We start from the raw sequence: 18,362 nt of genomic DNA, 5'->3' as shown, positions 1-18,362 counted from the left end.
TCGCTCAAACCTCCAAGTAGTATGTGTCCGGCTTATCTGGATCAAAAGGTTCATTTGCCCAGATTATAACTACCATATCTGCATCGCCCGTGTTCTCAATGTTGTGAGTGTAACCTGGTGGTATGTCAACAACCTGAAGTTCCTCACCTGACACATGGTATTCGATAACTTCACTTGAATCTACTCTTCTTAGTCTAATAACACCTTTACCGCTAACTACGAGAAATTTTTCGTTTTTTGTATTATGCCAGTGGTTACCTTTTACGACACCAGGCTTTACGATATTTATAGAAATTTGTCCCCTATCTGGTGTTCTTAGAAACTCTGTGAAAGAGCCTCTGTGGTCGACGTTCATTTTTAACTTGTATCCAAATTTATCCTTTGGTAAGTACGATAAATACGTAGCATGGAGCTTTTTAACGAACTCATCAGATAATTTGGGAACCGATAGGTCTTCGCGAGCTTGTTTAAAACTGTAAATCATCTCTGCCAAGTCACCGAGCCTTATTGTATATGTCCTCGGTATTTCACAAAATTGACCTTTTCTTGTCTCTTGACCGTTCATTGCTCTGATAAATTCGTCTACCACATCGTCTATATATACAAGCCTTAAAACTGCGTTGGGATCTCTTATTTCTATTGGTAAATCATTGGCTATGTTGTAGCAAAACGTTGCAACAACACTGTTGTAGTTGGGCCTGCTCCATTTTCCAAACAAATTTGACAGTCTATACACTAGGACTTTATTGCCGTGACTCTTTTGGAATTCAAAAAGTAGGTCTTCAGCAGCTTTCTTACTTCTTCCATATGGATTATCGAGCTCTGCCTGAATGGAAGATGCATAGAGAATAGGAGCTCTGTTCTCATTTTGTATAAGAGCTTCTATGAGTTTTCTTGTAAATCCGTAATTCCCCTCCATGTATTCTTCCTCAGATTGAGGTCTGTTCACACCTGCTAAATGATAAACGAAATCACATTCTTTAGTATAGTCATATAGAAGTTTTTCTTCAGCTTCCCTGTCATACTCATAAATTTCGTTATAACCAAGGTTTTTAAGTTGTGCAACAAGATTTTTCCCAACAAATCCCTTGGCACCGGTCACGAGGATTTTCATTCCAATCAACCCTCACTATACGAATTTTTCTATTTGAAAAATTCTTATTTTTTCTTTCTTGTACTCAGCCAGTTCTTCTTGTATGTATTCAAGAGACAAGAGCTTTTCTTTGATTTGCTCTATGTTTAAGATTGTTGTGTTGTTTGAAGCATAAGGTTGAACATTTTCTACCCTAAGATCGCCTTCAACGAAGTATTTGTCATAGTTTAGGTCTCTTGTATCAGTTGGTACTCTGAAGAAATTGCCAAGGTCCTCTGCAATTGTGCGTTCTTCCTTGGTGAGAAGAATTTCATGCATTCTTTCCCCATGCCGAATGCCAATTATTTTGATTTCGTTGTCTGCTTCAAACAATTCTTTTATAGCCTGAGCTAAATCTCCTACGCGTGCAGCTGGAGCCTTTTGGACTAAGATGTCTCCACTTTTTCCATTCTCCATTGCGTACAAAACAAGGTCTACCGCTTCGTCTATGCTCATGAGAAATCTTGTCATCTCAGGGTGTGTTACTGTTAAGGGTTGACCTGTTTTAATTTGGTGAACAAACAAAGGAATAACAGACCCTCTTGAGGCCATAACGTTTCCATAACGTGTAATACACATCGTGGTTTTATCGGGGGGCACCGTTCTCGATTTTGCTTGTACCACTTTTTCCATAAGAGCCTTTGTCATGCCCATCGCATTGACAGGATAGGGTGCTTTATCAGTCGAAAGACATACAACCTTCTTCACACCAAATTCTATTGCAGCGGTGAGAACGTTATCCGTGCCAATTACATTTGTTTTTACTGCTTCAAGTGGAAAGAACTCACAGCTGGGTACCTGTTTTAAAGCTGCTGCATGGAACACAAAATCTACCCCAGGCATTACATTACGAACACTCTGTAAATCTCGAACGTCCCCTATGTAAAACTTGATCTTGTCATTTTTGTAAAGCTTTCGCATATCATCCTGTTTCTTTTCATCGCGTGAGAATATTCTTATCTCTCCTATATCAGTATTGAGAAATCTTCTAAGTACAGCATTTCCAAAAGTTCCAGTTCCCCCTGTGATGAGAAGGGTCTTCCCAGTAAAGATACTCATTTCCTCACCTCCGCAATCGCATCCTTGATATATTCATCCATTAAATACAGCAACTTATTTTTGTCAAAATGTTTTTTGGAATATCTAAGGGCGTTTTCCCCCATTTTTTCCAAAGTCCCTTTTTGAGTACTTGCCAAGTATAGTATTGCCTGCGTCAAGCATTCCACATCTCCGGCGGGACAGACAACTCCAGCCTGTGCGTCTCGCACTATGTTCGTCGCTTCACCATTTGCTGATACGATTACTGGCTTTCCACATGCCAAATATGTTTGGAGTTTAGCCGGAATGTATTTTTCATAAACTGGGTTGTCACGTAAAACTAACAATGTCGCATCACAACATGCTATCATTTCCGGGACTTTTTCGGCTGGTTGCTTTCCAAGAAAGTTGAAAAAATCCTCGACTTGTTCTTCCTGAATTTTCCTTATGAGCTCTTCCTTATAACTTCCATCTCCAACCATGTTAAATCTAACCGGTGCACCTATTCTTTTCAGATTTTTTGCGGCTTCTACTAAAATATCCAATCCTTGGGCGTATCCAATGTTGCCAGCGTATACAATATTGAAACGGTCTTGAGGTATGTAAGAGCCGTAACTACATTCACTTAGCGGTCTATAGAAATCCTCTGCATATTGTGGCCAATAAACTAATTTTTCCTTTGTTCCACCGTTTTCTAATATGCTTTCAATAAAAGCCTTTGATGGGACAAAGATTTTTGTGCAGTTTTTGTATATGTAACTCACCAGCTTCTTAATCACTCCGACAAAAACCCGATTTTTGACACCTGTGACAGCGACTACGTTTTCTGGCCATAGATCCAAAACATATAAAAAACACGGAATCTTCCGCCTTTTGGCATATACTATTCCTGGCAAGGCTTGAGTTATCGGTGAACCAGCATACACGAAAACTATATCTGCTCTTAATCTTGCAAACAGAGACCAAATAATTCCAGATAATGCAAAAGAAAGGTAATTAAGCGATAATGTAAAAAAATTTCTTCCCCTGGGGATTATTGGAATTCTGTAAATCTCTGCTCCTTTGTAATATTCATGACGCCTTTTAAAAAAACCGTATCCTTTATAGAACTTGCCTTCTGGATAATTTGGGATACCGGTAAGAACTGAAACTTTGTAACCCCTTTTTGTCCACTCAGCCACTAGGTCATTAACTCTGTACTGCTCTGGGTAGAAAACTTGGGCAACTATAAGTATGTGCTTTGCCAAAACAAAGCCACCTCACCAAGCTATGTAGGGTAAAATAAACCTTAGTCTGTTATCTAGCTCCATCTTTGAACACCAATCTTTCCAAAGTTTGCAGAATTATTCTCAAATCCAGAAAGATACTTCGATTCTTGACGTAGTACAAATCATACTCCGTCTTTATTTTGTATTCTTCCAATGTCGACGAATGCTTGTAATTAATCTGTGCCCAGCCAGTTAGACCCGGCTTTACCAAGAGACGATATGTATAATACGGTATGTGTGGTTTCATCATTTCGTGATATTCAACCATTTCTGGTCTTGGCCCCACAAGACTCATGTCACCTTTTAGAATAAGCCAGAACTGTATTGATTCGTCTATTCTTGTTTTTCTTATGAACTTACCTATTTTTAGAGCTCTCTGTTCAATATCCTTATTTGGATTGCTTACATCTATCTTAGTATTTCTTAATGAACGAAGTTTGACTATTTCGAATATTTTCTCGTTCTTGCCAACCCTTTGTTGCTTGAATAAAATTGGTTTTCCATCTTCGAGGAATATCCATATCGCCGATATCAATATCACTGGAGAATATACAACCAGCCCGATGAGTGAAAAGAATATGTCCATTACTCTTTTTGCCGGAGATTCTTTGATGTTGTCAAAGTAAACTTTGTAGTATTCTTCGAATTTTTGCATAACTTCAAGAGGGATGCGTTTTAAAACCATTTCTGCTAAGTTTGGAAGATATTCGATTTTGTGAGTTTGCCTAATTTGCTCCAGTTCGTTTCCGATTTCTTTTTCAAGTTGCGGGTCTGTTATGAGAACATTATCGTATTGTGCTATTTTCTCTTTGAATGTCACCGGTGATGGGTTAATGTATTCTACAAATTGATACTTTCCCTTTGATTTTTCTTCGATTTCCTTAAGAATGCTATAAATTTCTGATTTTCTTCCAACCACAAGATAGCGAATTGGCTTAATTGTCTTCGATGATATTTTTGATAATATGTAATTGAGAAATGGGAGGATGAAAATGAAGATAAGTAATATAAGCATAAGTTTTTTTGTGAAAAATTGTATATCAAAGAGCTTACAGAATGCGAAAAGAAAGAGCGAACCAATAGTAATTCCAAAAATACTTCTTGAGAGCGCCTCGTTTAAGTCGTCTGAGTATTCATAGAATTTAAAAGCATACAAAGTTGTGATAATTAAAAATGGGTATAAAAGGGACATATAGTAGTTTTTGGTCACAAGTAACCCAGATGTTGCTAAAATGACGTAATTTGCTATAAACTGCAGGCTCAAGAAAGCCCCCCCAATTCCAATGATTTAACTCTTTTCATTAATTTAGACTTTCTTTGATGATATTCCGTTCATCAGTTATATTTTACTACCATTTTTAATCATTAATTTTTCTCCCGAATTTCAAAAATTTTTCTATTTCTTGTCAATCCAAACGAAGTGGACGTTTTTGAATAAACTACCAAAGAGCAACTTTGGTTTTTCTGAAATGCTTGGTTTTATAACAACAACAGAACTGTTTGCGATATCTTCGAAATACTTTGCTTCAGCAGAATCAGAGTCTGGTGTAATTATCATTATTGCATCCATTGTATCCTTAAGTAAATTGACCTTCTCTAAGAAGGTTTCATTGAAAAATGCATAAGGTTCGTCATCTTTGCTCTTGATAACAAAAGACAGCGTGTCCTTGTACTGAGCTAAGTCGCTTTGTGAAATGAATTGAGCAAAAGATAGTGCTTTTGATTTATCGATGAGATCACTAAAATCACCGGTGGTATCTATAATTAAGGTTCTCTTACCGAGTGCGGAGAAAAATTTTGAAAGCTCGTAGCTGATGCTGTTTTTCTCAGTTATTCTTCCTACCGATGTGATATGGATCATTTTGGCAGTTTTATTTGATTCTTCATGTGAAAAGTTATTGCCAAAGAGTTTTACGTACAACTCTTTCATTGCTTCAGTGTTCTTTGCACTATCAATTGGTAGTTTGAATTCGGTTGGTATAACTCCAGTGATGGCGGTAAGTTGGTATTTATCGAGAATTCTTTGGTCTGTTGCTTCTCGTAAAAAGGCAACAAGAATACCAAGAAAAATACCAAGAACCCCGCTAACAGCAAGCATTAGTTTTTTATTTGGCTTGGCGGGTTTTTCTGGAATGTATGGTTCATCGATAACAACAGGTACGTCGAAGTTCATTCCAGCAGTTGAAAGGCGGAGTTCTTCCTCCTTGGCTTTAAGAGCTGTATATGTCTGTTGTTTGACAGTGAAATCTCTTTGCAAGGCAACATATTCACGTTGGATTTCTGGGTACTTTGAAAGTTGGTTGTCAAGGTCATTTTTTGTCTTTTGAAGTCCTTGGAGCGCAGCTTTTAGGCTTTCTTTTTCTGTGATTGCTTTTGAAAGCGAAGCGTAAAGTTCACTGAGCACAGGGTCTTGAGCTTCAACTTTTGCTGATGTTATTCTGTTTAGCTCGTCATTTATCATCTTCTTAATAACTTCTATTTGTTTTTCAACATCTTTCACAGGTTCTGCTTCTTCTGTGTATTTCAAAAGTAAAGAACTGCGTTGAATTTCAAGTTGAGATAGTTCCTTTTTTAATTCTTCAAGTTGGCCACTGGTTGGTGTGTATGACTGTGCTTTTGCCAGTCCTTTTACTTCCGAAATCCTTTTGTTTAGCTCCGCTATTTGAGCCTCTGCCGATTGAATTGCAAGCTGTGTGTCAACAATTTGTTTTGTTATGTCACTATAGCTTTGGATCAACTGTTCTATTTCTTTCGTTGGCATGAGCGATTTTGTCTTTTGGAATTCCTGAAGCTTGGCTTCTACTTCGGCAAGTTCTTTTTCAACTATAGGTAGTTGCTGCCTTACAAAATCATACAGGTACGAATTTTCATCCTTGTTGAGTTCTTTTGCAACTTCGATGTAGTTCTTTATAACCGATTGTGCGATTTTGTAACCAAGTTCTTTGTCGTCAAGGGCGACTGTAAGACTGATAAGTGATGTATTCTTCTTAGATGTTGCAGTTACTATGTCTTTAGCGAGCATCTTAATAACCTGGTTTTCTGTTAATTCAACTTTTTCAGGATTCTTTGCCTTTTTTTTGAAGTAATCCAGTAAGTTTAGCTCTTTTACAACATTCCCAAGAACTTTTCTACTCTTGATTATCTCTATCTGCTCATCAACAGCTGGAGAGGTTGTTGAACCTCCCAGTACGAGTTCCGCCGCACCAGAAAGGCTCATTTTCGAAGATTTTGGAAGCTTTATCGTTGCAGTTATTTCGTATGTAGGTGCTGCAATGAAAAATAAGTAGACAAGAGTTAGTGCAACCGTGATAACAAATGTTGCAATTAAAAGCCATTTTCGTCTTTTGAGTATTTGGATTATATCGCTCAGTGTTATTTCATCGTTAATGACATCTTGTTGCAGCTCTCTTGCTTCCATATTAGGTTTCCTCCTTTGTCCATTTATAAATCATTTGGTTTTTCATCACTTGCTGCCGCCGAACAAATTAGTTGTGTACGTGTAAAATTCCAATAAGCTCTTAATAACAGGCAACCAATCGAGAGCACTTCTCCAAGGATCAGACGGTACAAATATGATATCCCCATTCTCAACAACAGGGTTAAACTTGATTACTCCTCCAGAAACTGTGGCGGAGAGGTCTACTTGTATCGGTTTACCTTCAACTCCGCCTTTGTAGACCCAAACGGTCGAAGGTGCCGCTTTTGCGGTGAAGTATCCTGCTTGGATTACCGCCTGGAGTACGGTTGTGCCTTCTGTGAGCTGGATTATGCCCGGTTTGTTGACTTCGCCGAGCACATAAGCAAAGTTTTGTGGAACATCGAGTACCTTGACTACATCACCCGGATAGACATTGTATCCTCTTGCTTGAGCAAGGTCTTTGAGTTCAAGTGTTTGTTTCTCTGTTCCGCGTGTGAGCTCAATTTTTCTGTAATTTTTGTCGATTCCTACTTTTGTGAGTATTTCGTAAAGGGTTGTTGGTTTGTCTGTGTATATCATATCTGGTCTTCCATCTTGGCGAATGATGTAGACATAGTTTTCTTTGTCTACATCGAAGAGAATGATACTATTGCTTGTAAGTTTGAAGTTTGTATATTCATCCCATTTGATGCTTTCGACCTCTTCGCCACTGACGATTGTCAGTTTTCTGCTAACACCTTCTTTAATTCCGCCCAGCTTGCCGATAAGCGTTCTAAGGTCGAATTCTTCACCTTGTGTGAATTTGAATAATCCGTTTGGAACGCCTTTACCAAAGACATAGACTTGGTTCGGGTCTTTTTGGGTTACATAGACGAAGTCGCCATCTTTAAGTTCCGCGTTTTCTATGCCTTTGAAGATATTTTCCGCATCGAACTGTCCTATTAATTTTCCTTCACGTATTACGAGTACTTTGTCAGACGCATAGTAATTTTCCGGTCCAACTATGAATCCACCGAGTTTGGCAAAGAGTGTTTTTAAATCAGGTGTTTCGTAGTAATCAAATTGCACTCTGCCGGTGTTTCTGATATATCCCATTGCCGTTACAAAGACTGGCTTCTTGAGTTGGACGTTAAGAATTGCACCTTTTGGTATTGATATATCGGATGTGAAATTCACATTTGTTCCATCAAGGGTTATGCTTTCGATTCTTCTAAAATCACTCAAGCCAACCTTAGCAAGGATCCTTTGGATTGTTATTGGTTCGTTAAGTGCGAACGTAACATACGAAGATATATCGCCAATAAGGTAGACGGCGTTGACGTCTGCTTGTTTGAAGACGACAGTGTCGTTTCTTTCAATTACTGAGTCTTTGAGGCCGTAGAGTAAGTCGTTTGATGAATAGACAGTTTCTTTGCCATTGCGTACAAGTGTAACCTGTTCGATGTTTTCTGGCGTGTTAACAAGCTTTTTGAAGATGTAGCTAAGAGTTTTTGGCTCATAGTAAGACAATTGAACAACACCGGGCATGCCAGAACCTGTTACGTAAACTAGGAACGGTTCGTATGAAATAAGAACGGTATCACCGAGTGAAAGTGGAATATCTTTATTAGAATAAACAACATCTTTGAGTGCAACAGTCGTGGCGTTATTAATTATTGCTTGACCTTCATTTTCCACATCTGGAGATGAAAGTCCGATTTTGTTAATAAGGGTTTTTAGTGTCTTTGGTTCCTGTGGTTCAAATACGATTTTTCCTTTTGCATTTGCATATCCTTGGACATAGACGTAGAATTCTGCATACCTTCTTATCTCTACCTTATCACCATTGTTCAACATATAGCTTGCAGCTTTCGATATGTCAGCTGGTTGTCCATTTATCGTTACACTCTCTATCCATTTTTGTTCATTTACTGGTATTCCACCAAGTTTTGTCAACAGCCCTTCGAGTGTCTTTGGTTCATCTGGTTCGAATGATACTATGCCCGGTTTGTAATCACCTGTGACATACACTCTGAATTCTGGGTATTTCTTGATTTCGACACTGTCGTTGTTTGAAAGTGTGTAATCATCGAGCTTTGCCAGGTCCACAAGTTTGTTATTTATCTTTATCCATTCTATCCATTTGAGCTGGTCTGTCTTTAAGCCACCTACTTTCGTAAGTAATGTTTTAAGTGTCTTTGGTTCAGTTGGTTCAAAGACAATCACACCTGTAGAGAAATCTCCTGTTAGGTATACTTTAAATTCTGGGTACTTTACAACGTTCACGATAGAACCCGTTTGCAACAGGAGATTTTCTGATGATTTAATGATATCTGGTTTGTATTCTCGTGTTTTCCCATCAGGGGTTGTTATTGTGATTTTTTCTATCCATTTTTCGTTATCTGGAGAGATGCCACCAGATTTGGCAAGTGCGTATGCAAGAGTTAGAGGTTCTGTTGAAAGGAAAGTTTTTGGACCAGGAGAAGGCACAAAGCCAACAACGTAAATGAATCGTTCTTCACGCTTTGGGATGTATAGTGATGAACCAGACAAAATTGGGTAATCGATTTTTCCACTAATAACATCCTCGAGGTTTACAACTATTGTCTTTCCTGAAATCGTAAGGTATGAACTTTCGAGGACCGCTTTTTCTTTATCAAGCGTTCCTAGGCGTAAAAGTAACATTTTTAATGTCATACCAGGTTCATATCTGCCGAGGTAAGTGTAAGCACCGCTGACTTGGATAGTCTGGCTATATTTCAACGGCGGGAAGTAAATTACATCACCTTCTTGGAGTTTTGGGTCGTTTGTGATAGTCCCATCGTAAAAATACGAAAGCATATTCAGTGTTTGAGTTTTGCCTGAACGTCTCAGCTGAATGTTTTCAAAGTCTATATCAGATGACATGGACAAACCCAAAAGTGAGAATAGCTGGGTTAAAGTAACTTCTTTGTAGTTGGAGATATCAAATGTACGGTTGATAGCGCCTTGGAGATATACGTACATAGGTGCGTAATCGACAACGTAAACGGTAACAACTGGGGCTTTTATAAACCTCCTCACTGTTTGTTCGATTATCGATTTGATTTGGTCTGTAGTAAGTCCCACAACTTTCACGTTTCCGGCGTATGGATAAGGAATCGTGCCATCAAAAGCAACTTTAACCGTCCTGCTGAATTGCGGTTGATCGAAAACTTCGATGGCAATAGTATCTCCTACTCGAACGGTGTAGGCAAAAATAGTAGTTAGTGTGAGCAGTAAGATTGTACCAATGAAGACTTTTTTCATGCCTTGTGTACACCCCTTTTTATGTTTAATTTTAAACTACTATACCATTAGATTATACCATGTCCAAACAAACTTCCAAAGAATTTTTCAATCAAACACCCTTAACGCCTCTGAAGGTGGAATCTTCTGCGATATGCTTGCGGGAAGTGACACAAATATTATTGTAATTCCAAAAACACCAGCCAGTGTTACAAATACCTTCCATAAAGGTATCACTATCTTGAACGAAGTGAGTAAGGGCTGTACAAACGCAACGAGGTCTTTGATAACGAACATGCTTGCGAGAATTGCAACAATAGTTGCGATGAATACTATAGCCAGTGCTTCGTAGATGAACATTCGATAAACCACTTTGCTGTCTGCCCCTATGGCTCTGAGCATACCGATCTCTTTTTTACGCGCATAAACGTTTCTAAAGGTAATTATCGCCAGACCGGCAAAACCGGCGATAAACCCGAGTTGGAAAAGTTGCAAGGATAAGTCAACAAGGTTGTTTGTTGAAGCGTACAGTTTTTCGATTTCACCGGTTATATAAAATGCACCATCGAGTTTTCTTGCGACAAATTCTTGGGCTTCAAGTGCCTTTTGTGGATCTTTAATAACACCTGCATAGCCACTTATGGCACCGAAGAATTTTTTGTTTCTCCAAATGAGAACACCGTCCAAGGGCAGCAAAGTTTCCTGTGGGTCGTAGATATCTTTAACATAAAGTGTTTCAACGATTTTTGGTGAAATACCTGGAAGCACACCTTTTAAAACCATTGTGACTTCTATACCAGGGGTTTTGAGAATTTTGTTTGATAGATACAATGTTTTGTCTGGTACTTTCGACCAATCTTGCCTTTTGATTTCCTTCATGAGCTTTTCATTTGGGAGTTTCAAGTATTCGAATATCCGTTCGTCTGAGACGATGATCGTGTATTTTTTCTTGTCTTCTGGGAACGATGCTTGGACAAGTTGAATTGGGACGAGTGCTTCGAATTTGGAGACGAATTCTTCATCGTTGAGGTATTTGTAAGAACCAAAAAATGTTTTAATTGGGTTTTCAACAATGATGAAGTTGTATCCAAACGCGCCTTCTTCTTTCCTTTCGTTTATGTATTCAGAAATGCTCGTTGGAACAATTGCACTTACAAGGATTAAAATAAGGGTGACAGCGTATATCACAAACATCGCAAAGTTGCGCATTTTATGTTTGTCAATATAAGATAATGCCAAAACCACAGATACATTTTTAAATCTTTCGAAGAAGGTTTTGGCGTATGGGATGAAAGCAAAGATAGAGTATATACTCCCAATAAGTACGAAACCTGCGCGGATAAGTAGATCCTTCGCTCCACCAGAACCTACAACGGGGTAGATGGAAGCAAGGATGGAAAGTCCGTATACGAAAGTAACTAAGGAATTGCGGTAAAAAAGAGGAACGATGGAAAGTAATCCCAAAAGCGCATAGATATACGATGTGCGCAAAAGGAAGAGGAAAAGGAGAATTCCTACAATTGCTACGAAAACTCTCTTTACTTTCCCTTTCTTTTTCTTTTTTTCAATGGGTCTATCACCATACAGTTCGGATGGGGTGATTTGGGAAAATTCCATGCTACGGTAGATGAGGATTATAACCGGGACAATCATAGCGATGAGAATACCAAGGACAATGGTTGAGAATGATATGTTGAAAGGTATTCTATCCTGGACAAATGCGAAGAGCTGGTCTTCTCTTCCAAATGAGTTGATTTTGTCAAGTAGGTATCTACCAAAGAATATTCCAGCGACTGCACCGACGATTTCCGAAGATATCAGGTAAAGCAATCCCTCAACAAAAAGCACCGAGAACATTCGAAGGCTTGTGTAACCTAACGCCCTTAGCACACCGAGTGAGCGTTTGCGCTCTTCAACAATGATGCCAAAAAACGAGGAGACGAAAAGAAAGCTTGAGATAACTGTGAACCCGGAAAATCCAATGAACAGGTAGCCGATAATCTTATTCAACGGGGAATTTGATAGCCTGTATTTGCCAGCGATGACGCGGATTGAACCTTCTTTTTCTTCCAATTCTTTAGCAAATGTTTCGTGTTGTTCGACAGGCAAATTCGTAGAGACAAAATAGACGTTCGGGTCTTTCAATGGGTAAACACTGTATTCTTCAAAATAACTTTCGGGTAAAAAGATTGTCCCATTTGCTGATGCTGTTTCTCCTCTGAAATTGAGTGTACCTCTACCAAAGGCTCCAATTTTGATGTTGAAAGATGTTTTCGCCGTGATTATCTCTATCTCATCTCCAATATTAATTCCAAACGCCTTTGCAGTATCTTCACTGATGGTGAATGGTTGAACATTCTGTCCAAGGAATTTTTCGAAATTCTCGTTAATCGCTATTGCAAATAGGTCAACGTATTTTCCTTTTATTTTGGCAGTTACTTGGGCGATTTTGACAGGAACGTATTTTGTTACTTGGGGGTATTGCTTAAGCAACAACTCGACAGATTCTGCGTTAACAGCTTTTGGAAGGAATATCGTGTCCGCTTTATCTTTGATTATTAAATCCACATCTCCAAAGTTTTTCGTGAGCTTTTGATGCAGATAAGCAGAAACAGAATCATTAAGAGAAAGGCCACCAACAAGGAGCATGGTGGCCACCATCGTACCAAGGATTGCAAGTAAACCGACTTTCCAGTGTTTGATGAAGTTTCTGAAGGAGATTTTTACTATTGTGTCGTAGATTTGTCGTAGCATAGTCTCAATCCTTAATCTCTTTTTTAATCTTCTTCGGCAAGTTTCTGGAGTAATCTTAAGTATCTGCTACGTGATGGATGTCTGAGTTTTCTGAGTGCCTTGACTTCTATTTGTCTTATCCTCTCACGGGTGACACCGAAGTATTGACCGACTTCTTCGAGCGTCTTGGGTTTTCCATCGAGTATACCGTATCTCATCTTTAAGACCATCTTCTCTCTGTCGTTGAGTGTTTCCAATAATTTATCGATTTCTTCTTTCATGAGTGTTCTTATCGCCTCTTTTTTAGGCGACCCAACGGATTCGTCGGCGACAAAATCGGCCATTGAAGAGTCTTCTTCTTCACCTACTGGAGTTTCCAAAGAGAGTGTCTCGGGTGTTGCCTGCAAGATTTCTTCTATTTTTTCAACCGGTTTCCCAACTTGTTCGGCGATGTATTCCAATGGTGGTTCTTCTCCGTGCTCTTGCATGTATTCTCTTTTGATTTTTTGTATCTTGTTTATTGTTTCAACCATGTGGACAGGCACCCTGATTGTCCTTGCTTGGTCAGCTATCGCCCTTGTTATCGCCTGTCTGATCCACCAGGTTGCGTATGTGGAGAATTTGTAACCTTTCGACCAGTCGAATTTTTCAACAGCTTTTATTAATCCCAAGCTACCTTCTTGGATAAGGTCGAGGAAAGAAAGCCCCTTACCCAGATATCTTTTAGCCATGCTGACAACGAGCCTAAGGTTGGAGATGATGAGTTCTTCTTTTGCTTTTTTGTCACCCATTTGGGCTCTTTGAGCAAGTCTGCGTTCTTCCGATGGCGTAAGCAATCTGATTTTTCCAATGTCGCGCAGGTACATTTTGATTAAATCTTTGGGCTCCGTGCTGTCGAATACCTCAGGACCTTCGCTTAAGTAACTTTTCAATTCTTCTTCCATGTTGGTAAAATCGGTTGTATCTCTAATTTCTATTTTGTTTTTTTCAAGTGTTTCGTAAACAAGATCCAAATTTCCATCAACTTCTTCGCTTTCCCCTGGTGGGAATGTGCGGTCGATATCGTCGTATGTGATGTAGCCTTTTCTTTTGCCGAGTTCGATGAGTTTCTCGAGCTTTTTCTGTAATTCTGTGTTGTCTTTTACCGCTGTCTTTGACATACAAAAAACACCTCCTCACTGTTTTGAGGAATTTTATTTTTATTTCTGATTTTTTATCTTCATCTTCTGCCGGACTAATTCTGTCCTAGCTTTTAAGAGTATGCGCTTTTCCTCATCGGATGTAACTTTTAAAACGAGGGCATCGATTTCTGCAATGCGTTTGTCGATGCGTCTGAGTTCGAGGTCTTTCTTTATGTATTCTACTATCTTATCGTCAACTTCGAAATCGATTTTGTCAAATACCTCTTTAACATATTCTCCCATATGTTTAGACAACGAATCTAACGAAACGTTCAAATCTTTTGCAATTAAAAAGAACTCTCTTGCTTTTCCCTCGAGTAAATCTGGTGTAAAATCAATTTGTTTGAATAATTCTGGGTAGTTGAAATACATGTAAACAAGGTAATCTTCGGTTGTTGGAACTTTTTTGACAGGTGTTTTGGGAAGTTGGACGTTTTGTTGCTGATAGCTTCTAGATGGTTGATTGTACTGACTGTACTTATCACCTTGATTTTGCAATTGTTGAGATGCGAGTAAGTTTTTCAATTCTTCCTTCATCACACCCGCCGTTGTACTCGCATGCTCGTAGAATTTTTCCAAGCTTTTGGGATTGGAAGAAAACAAACGTTCCCAGTTTCTAAGGGCTCTGATGAATGTGTTGAACCCGCTCGGGTTGGATAAATCGTACTGTTTCGCCACGCTTTCAACAACAAATTGCTCCGCTCCGATGCTGCTGTCAAGAACTTTGACAAGACCTTCCATTCCAAACTTCGAGTATGTTTCATCGGCATCTTTTGCTTGTTGAAATTTCGCAACAGCAACGTTGAATCCTTCAGATATGAGCATTTCTAAGCTTCTCAATGCCGCTTTAATTCCGGCACTGTCTGAATCAAAAGCAAGGACGATGTTTGTTGTAAGTTTTTTGAGCTTGTATACGTGTGATTTTGTCAACGCTGTCCCGAGTGTTGCCACCGCGTTCTTTATACCAGCCCTGTGAAATGCCAAAGCATCAAAGTATCCTTCACAGATAATCACGTAATCTACTTGCTTTATGTATTCTTTCGCAAAGCTGAACAAAAAGAGTGTGGAAGATTTTTTGAAAACTAACGTGTCTTGTGAATTTAGGTATTTTGGAACGCCTTCCCCTATGAGTCTACCACCGAATGCGATGACCCGACCAAAATCATCGGCGATAGGTATGATGAGTCTGCCGGCAAATGGGTCTGAGTTTGAAAAACCGAATTTTTCAAGCTCATCTTTGCTCAGTCCTAATCTTTGTGCAACCTGCTGTGGAAATTTTGAATCGACAGGAGAAAAGCCGAATTCATACAAGGAAATCTCCCGTGCATCGTAACCACGTTTTTTTAGATATTCAATTGCAATTTGATTCTGATTCAATTTGGATTTGTAAAGCTGGTGGAGTTCTTTGTAGAATGTGTAGTATTTGGTTCTGACCTCGTCTTCTTCCGTATACGAAACAGTTATACCTACACGTTCACCAAGCTTTCGAACCGCTTCAACATACGAAATGTTTTCAATCTCTTGGACGAACTTGATAACATCACCTGAGGCACCGCAACCGAAACAGTGGAATATCTTTTTTTGTGGGCTTACGTAAAACGAAGGGGTGGTCTCAAGATGAAATGGACAAAGCCCTCGGTAATTTGAACCCACTTTTTGAAGGTTTACATATTCCGAAATAACTTCAACAATGTCGTTCTTCTCCCTAATTCTTTCAATTATGTCTCTTGGTATCATACCACTCACCGCCCCTTTCTTGAAGCGGGGAAAGAAAAAGTGGAAATACAAAAATCATGAAAATAAAGGTAGCAGATGGAACGTACCATCCGCCACCTGATTTGTAATCTTGTAGGTCGTTAATTGCGAAATGTAAGTAAGATTTGAGATTTCCAAATTAACGCTTGGAGAACTGTGGAGCTCTTCTTGCTTTTTTGAGACCGTATTTCTTTCTTTCGACCATTCTTGGGTCTCTTGTGAGGAATCCTTTGTCTCTGAGTGTCTTTCTAAGGTCTGGGTTGAATGCAACAAGTGCCCTTGCCAAACCGAGTCTGACAGCTCCGGCTTGTCCGTTCTTACCGCCACCTTCGACCCTGATTTGGATGTCGAATGTACCTTCAAGACCTGTTACCTTGAGTGGTTCGATTGCGTGCATTGTCCAAACTTTATTTTCAAAGTATTCATTGAAATCGTTGTAGACTTTATCGTTTATCTCTATCTTTCCTGTTCCTGGTCTGAGGTAAACTCTGGCAGTTGAAGTCTTCCTCCTACCTGTGCCCATGTAGATTTCAGCCATTTATTTCCCTCCCTATCAGAGAAGTTCTACCTTCTCAGGTTTTTGCGCTTCATGTGGGTGTGTTTCACCAACGTAAACTTTCAATCTCTTGAATTGGTGTCTACCAAGGGTTGTTTTTGGAAGCATTCTCTTGACCGCAAGTTCGATGAGTCTCTCTGGATGCTTTTGGAGAATCTGTTCTGCAGTCTGTGACTTAAGTCCTCCAGGGTATCCTGAGTGGTGGTAATAGACTTTCTGTTTGAGTTTCTTACCTGTGAGTTTTACTTTTTCTGCATTTATTACAACAACAAAATTACCGTTGTCGTAGTGCGGGGACCATGTTGGTTCGTTCTTGCCCTGGAGCAAAAGGGCAATTCTGGTTGCAAGCCTGCCAAGTGGCTTGTCTGCGGCATCGACAAGATACCATTTTCTTTCTACTTTTGGAAATGTGGTTTTCTGTATGGGTAATGGCCTTGCCATTTCACTTTCCTCCCTTCGCTTTCCTTCTAATCGTTTCGAATATTTTAATTTTCAAAAATTCTCGCTATTCGTTCTCTGATTAAGCTTGTTACAACCGCATCGATTGAAAACTTTATCGCATTAAAAGCAGCGATTATCGGAAGATACTTCAAAGTTTCTTGCAACGGGATCTTCCAGTACAACGGTACAACAATCATGTTGAGTACGGTCATGACGCCTGCAACTACGACCACACCGACGACGTAGCCGATTATTTCAAACGCTCTGTTCTTCCTGATTCGGTATATGTAGATAGCTGGTAGTAAGAAAGATGCACCTGCTGCAAAATTCATCGCAATGCCCACGATGTCGCCGGATTTTAGTAAGAAGAAGAGTATGTCTTTTATCAGCAGCACCAATATCCCGTCAATTGGTCCGAAGATGAATCCTGCAAGTAATGGGAGTATGTCGCTTGGATCGAATTTTAGGAAATTGACAGATGGAAATATGGGAAATTCCAAAAACATCAGGCCTGTTGCAAGTGCTGACATTATTCCGATCGTTGCTATTCTAACTGCAGAATTCTTCTTCATCAGGTTCCCCCCCTGGTTGCGCAAAAACGCTGCTATCAGATTATTCTTCAACAACTGTGACGTACCTTCTGTTGTTCCTTTCTATTATCTTCACTACTCCGTCTTTGAGGGCAAAGAGTGTGAAGTCTCTACCCATACCGACGTTCTGACCTGGCCAGAATTTTGTGCCTCTTTGTCTGAGTATGATGTTGCCTGCGATAACTTTTTCACCGTCGTATTTCTTGAATCCCAAGTACTTTGGATTGCTATCCCTTCCGTTTCTACCTGCGCCGCTGGCTTTTGCGAACAGTTGTATATTAATGCGCATCATCGTTCACCTCCACTCTTACGTATCTTGGATACTGACTCGCGATATCTTCAAGTGTTGTCTTCAGTTCTTCAACGAATCTTTGTGAGATTTCGTCTTTAGGAATATCCGTAACGTTCAGGTAACCTTCTTCAATTTCTACTTTTGCAGCGTTTATGTTCAGAGCCCTTGCTGTGTGTTGAGAGACCGTACTGACCGCTGCACAGACTATGTCTTTTCCCTTTTTTGCGTACAGTGCGTGTCCTGTGATTGTGAAAGAATCGTAGAATCCGTTTCTTACAGTGAATTTGCACACTATCATTTCAGCACTTATATTACTTTACTTCTATCTTTTCGATCTTGATAGTGGTGTACCACTGTCTGTGACCTTTGATCGTCTTGTGGCCCTTTCTCGGGATGAATTGACCAACGAGGACTTTTCTTGCCCTTGCGTGTTCAACAACTGTACCTGTGACCTTCACGTTTGTGAGGTATGGTTGTCCAACGAGGACCTTACCGTCGTCGGTTCTGACCATGACGACCTTGTCGAGTTCTACCGTTTCGCCTGGGGCCACGTTGAGTTTTTCTGTGTGCAGTAGCTGACCTGCCTCCACTTTGTACTGCTTTCCTCCGCTTTCCACTATCGCGTACACAAAGTTCACCTCCTACCAGTTTTACAGGCACTAAAACAACGTAGGTTGGAGACGTGCGGGGGATCCCCAACCGTTTGCGACGC

At 39.7% G+C, this 18,362-nt stretch carries 15 protein-coding genes; all 15 read right to left on the bottom strand.

The features are described 5' to 3' along the window. Nucleotides 1–4: 4 nt before the first annotated feature. The 15 genes from NA23_RS00525 to rplU all read right to left on the bottom strand — a co-directional run bounded on the left by NA23_RS00525 (nt 5) and on the right by rplU (nt 18,279). Nucleotides 5–1,114: a capsular polysaccharide biosynthesis protein CapF gene (locus NA23_RS00525; protein ID WP_033191497.1), complete on the bottom strand. Its 1,110-nt coding sequence runs from the start codon at nt 1,112–1,114 to the stop codon at nt 5–7. Nucleotides 1,115–1,129: 15 nt separating this feature from the next. Continuing rightward, nucleotides 1,130–2,191: a polysaccharide biosynthesis protein gene (locus NA23_RS00520; protein ID WP_203225722.1), complete on the bottom strand. Its 1,062-nt coding sequence runs from the start codon at nt 2,189–2,191 to the stop codon at nt 1,130–1,132. Next, the gene (locus tag NA23_RS00515; RefSeq protein ID WP_033191498.1) at nt 2,188–3,417 is read right to left on the bottom strand and encodes a glycosyltransferase family 4 protein; all 1,230 of its coding nucleotides are present in this window, start codon (nt 3,415–3,417) and stop codon (nt 2,188–2,190) included. Before NA23_RS00515 ends, NA23_RS00520 begins: the two co-directional genes overlap by 4 nt. 49 nt (nt 3,418–3,466) lie before the next feature. After that, complete coding sequence (locus NA23_RS00510) at nt 3,467–4,702, bottom strand: sugar transferase (protein ID WP_014450733.1); 1,236 nt, start codon at nt 4,700–4,702, stop codon at nt 3,467–3,469. Between the two features lie 132 nt (nt 4,703–4,834). Further along, complete coding sequence (locus NA23_RS00505) at nt 4,835–6,856, bottom strand: GumC family protein (protein WP_033191499.1); 2,022 nt, start codon at nt 6,854–6,856, stop codon at nt 4,835–4,837. A gap of 45 nt (nt 6,857–6,901) precedes the next feature. After that, on the bottom strand, nt 6,902–10,123 hold the full coding sequence (locus tag NA23_RS00500) for a polysaccharide biosynthesis/export family protein (RefSeq protein WP_033191500.1): 3,222 nt from the start codon (nt 10,121–10,123) through the stop codon (nt 6,902–6,904). Between the two features lie 87 nt (nt 10,124–10,210). Further along, the gene (locus tag NA23_RS00495; protein ID WP_052107117.1) at nt 10,211–12,856 is read right to left on the bottom strand and encodes an ABC transporter permease; all 2,646 of its coding nucleotides are present in this window, start codon (nt 12,854–12,856) and stop codon (nt 10,211–10,213) included. 23 nt (nt 12,857–12,879) lie between these two features. Further along, the gene (gene rpoD, locus NA23_RS00490) at nt 12,880–13,995 is read right to left on the bottom strand and encodes an RNA polymerase sigma factor RpoD (protein ID WP_033191501.1); all 1,116 of its coding nucleotides are present in this window, start codon (nt 13,993–13,995) and stop codon (nt 12,880–12,882) included. Between the two features lie 39 nt (nt 13,996–14,034). Beyond that, nucleotides 14,035–15,753: a DNA primase gene (gene dnaG, locus NA23_RS00485; RefSeq protein ID WP_033191502.1), complete on the bottom strand. Its 1,719-nt coding sequence runs from the start codon at nt 15,751–15,753 to the stop codon at nt 14,035–14,037. Nucleotides 15,754–15,910: 157 nt separating this feature from the next. Continuing rightward, nucleotides 15,911–16,309 (bottom strand): 30S ribosomal protein S9, encoded by a 399-nt coding sequence (rpsI, locus tag NA23_RS00480; RefSeq protein ID WP_014450727.1) that lies wholly within the window; start codon nt 16,307–16,309, stop codon nt 15,911–15,913. Between the two features lie 15 nt (nt 16,310–16,324). Continuing rightward, nucleotides 16,325–16,768 (bottom strand): 50S ribosomal protein L13, encoded by a 444-nt coding sequence (gene rplM / locus NA23_RS00475; protein ID WP_033191503.1) that lies wholly within the window; start codon nt 16,766–16,768, stop codon nt 16,325–16,327. A 44-nt stretch (nt 16,769–16,812) separates the two neighbouring features. After that, the gene (locus NA23_RS00470) at nt 16,813–17,340 is read right to left on the bottom strand and encodes an ECF transporter S component (RefSeq protein ID WP_033191504.1); all 528 of its coding nucleotides are present in this window, start codon (nt 17,338–17,340) and stop codon (nt 16,813–16,815) included. 40 nt (nt 17,341–17,380) lie between these two features. Next, on the bottom strand, nt 17,381–17,647 hold the full coding sequence (gene rpmA / locus NA23_RS00465) for a 50S ribosomal protein L27 (RefSeq protein ID WP_033191505.1): 267 nt from the start codon (nt 17,645–17,647) through the stop codon (nt 17,381–17,383). Further along, nucleotides 17,637–17,948: a ribosomal-processing cysteine protease Prp gene (locus NA23_RS00460; RefSeq protein WP_033191506.1), complete on the bottom strand. Its 312-nt coding sequence runs from the start codon at nt 17,946–17,948 to the stop codon at nt 17,637–17,639. The genes rpmA and NA23_RS00460 overlap by 11 nt, the downstream gene beginning before the upstream one ends. A 13-nt stretch (nt 17,949–17,961) precedes the next feature. Further along, on the bottom strand, nt 17,962–18,279 hold the full coding sequence (gene rplU / locus NA23_RS00455; protein WP_033191507.1) for a 50S ribosomal protein L21: 318 nt from the start codon (nt 18,277–18,279) through the stop codon (nt 17,962–17,964). Nucleotides 18,280–18,362 lie beyond the last annotated feature (83 nt).

Source organism: Fervidobacterium islandicum (assembly GCF_000767275.3).
GTDB classification, from domain to species: domain Bacteria; phylum Thermotogota; class Thermotogae; order Thermotogales; family Fervidobacteriaceae; genus Fervidobacterium; species Fervidobacterium islandicum.
Note: the sequence above shows the minus strand (reverse complement) of the source record. Positions and strands in the feature narration are given on the sequence as shown.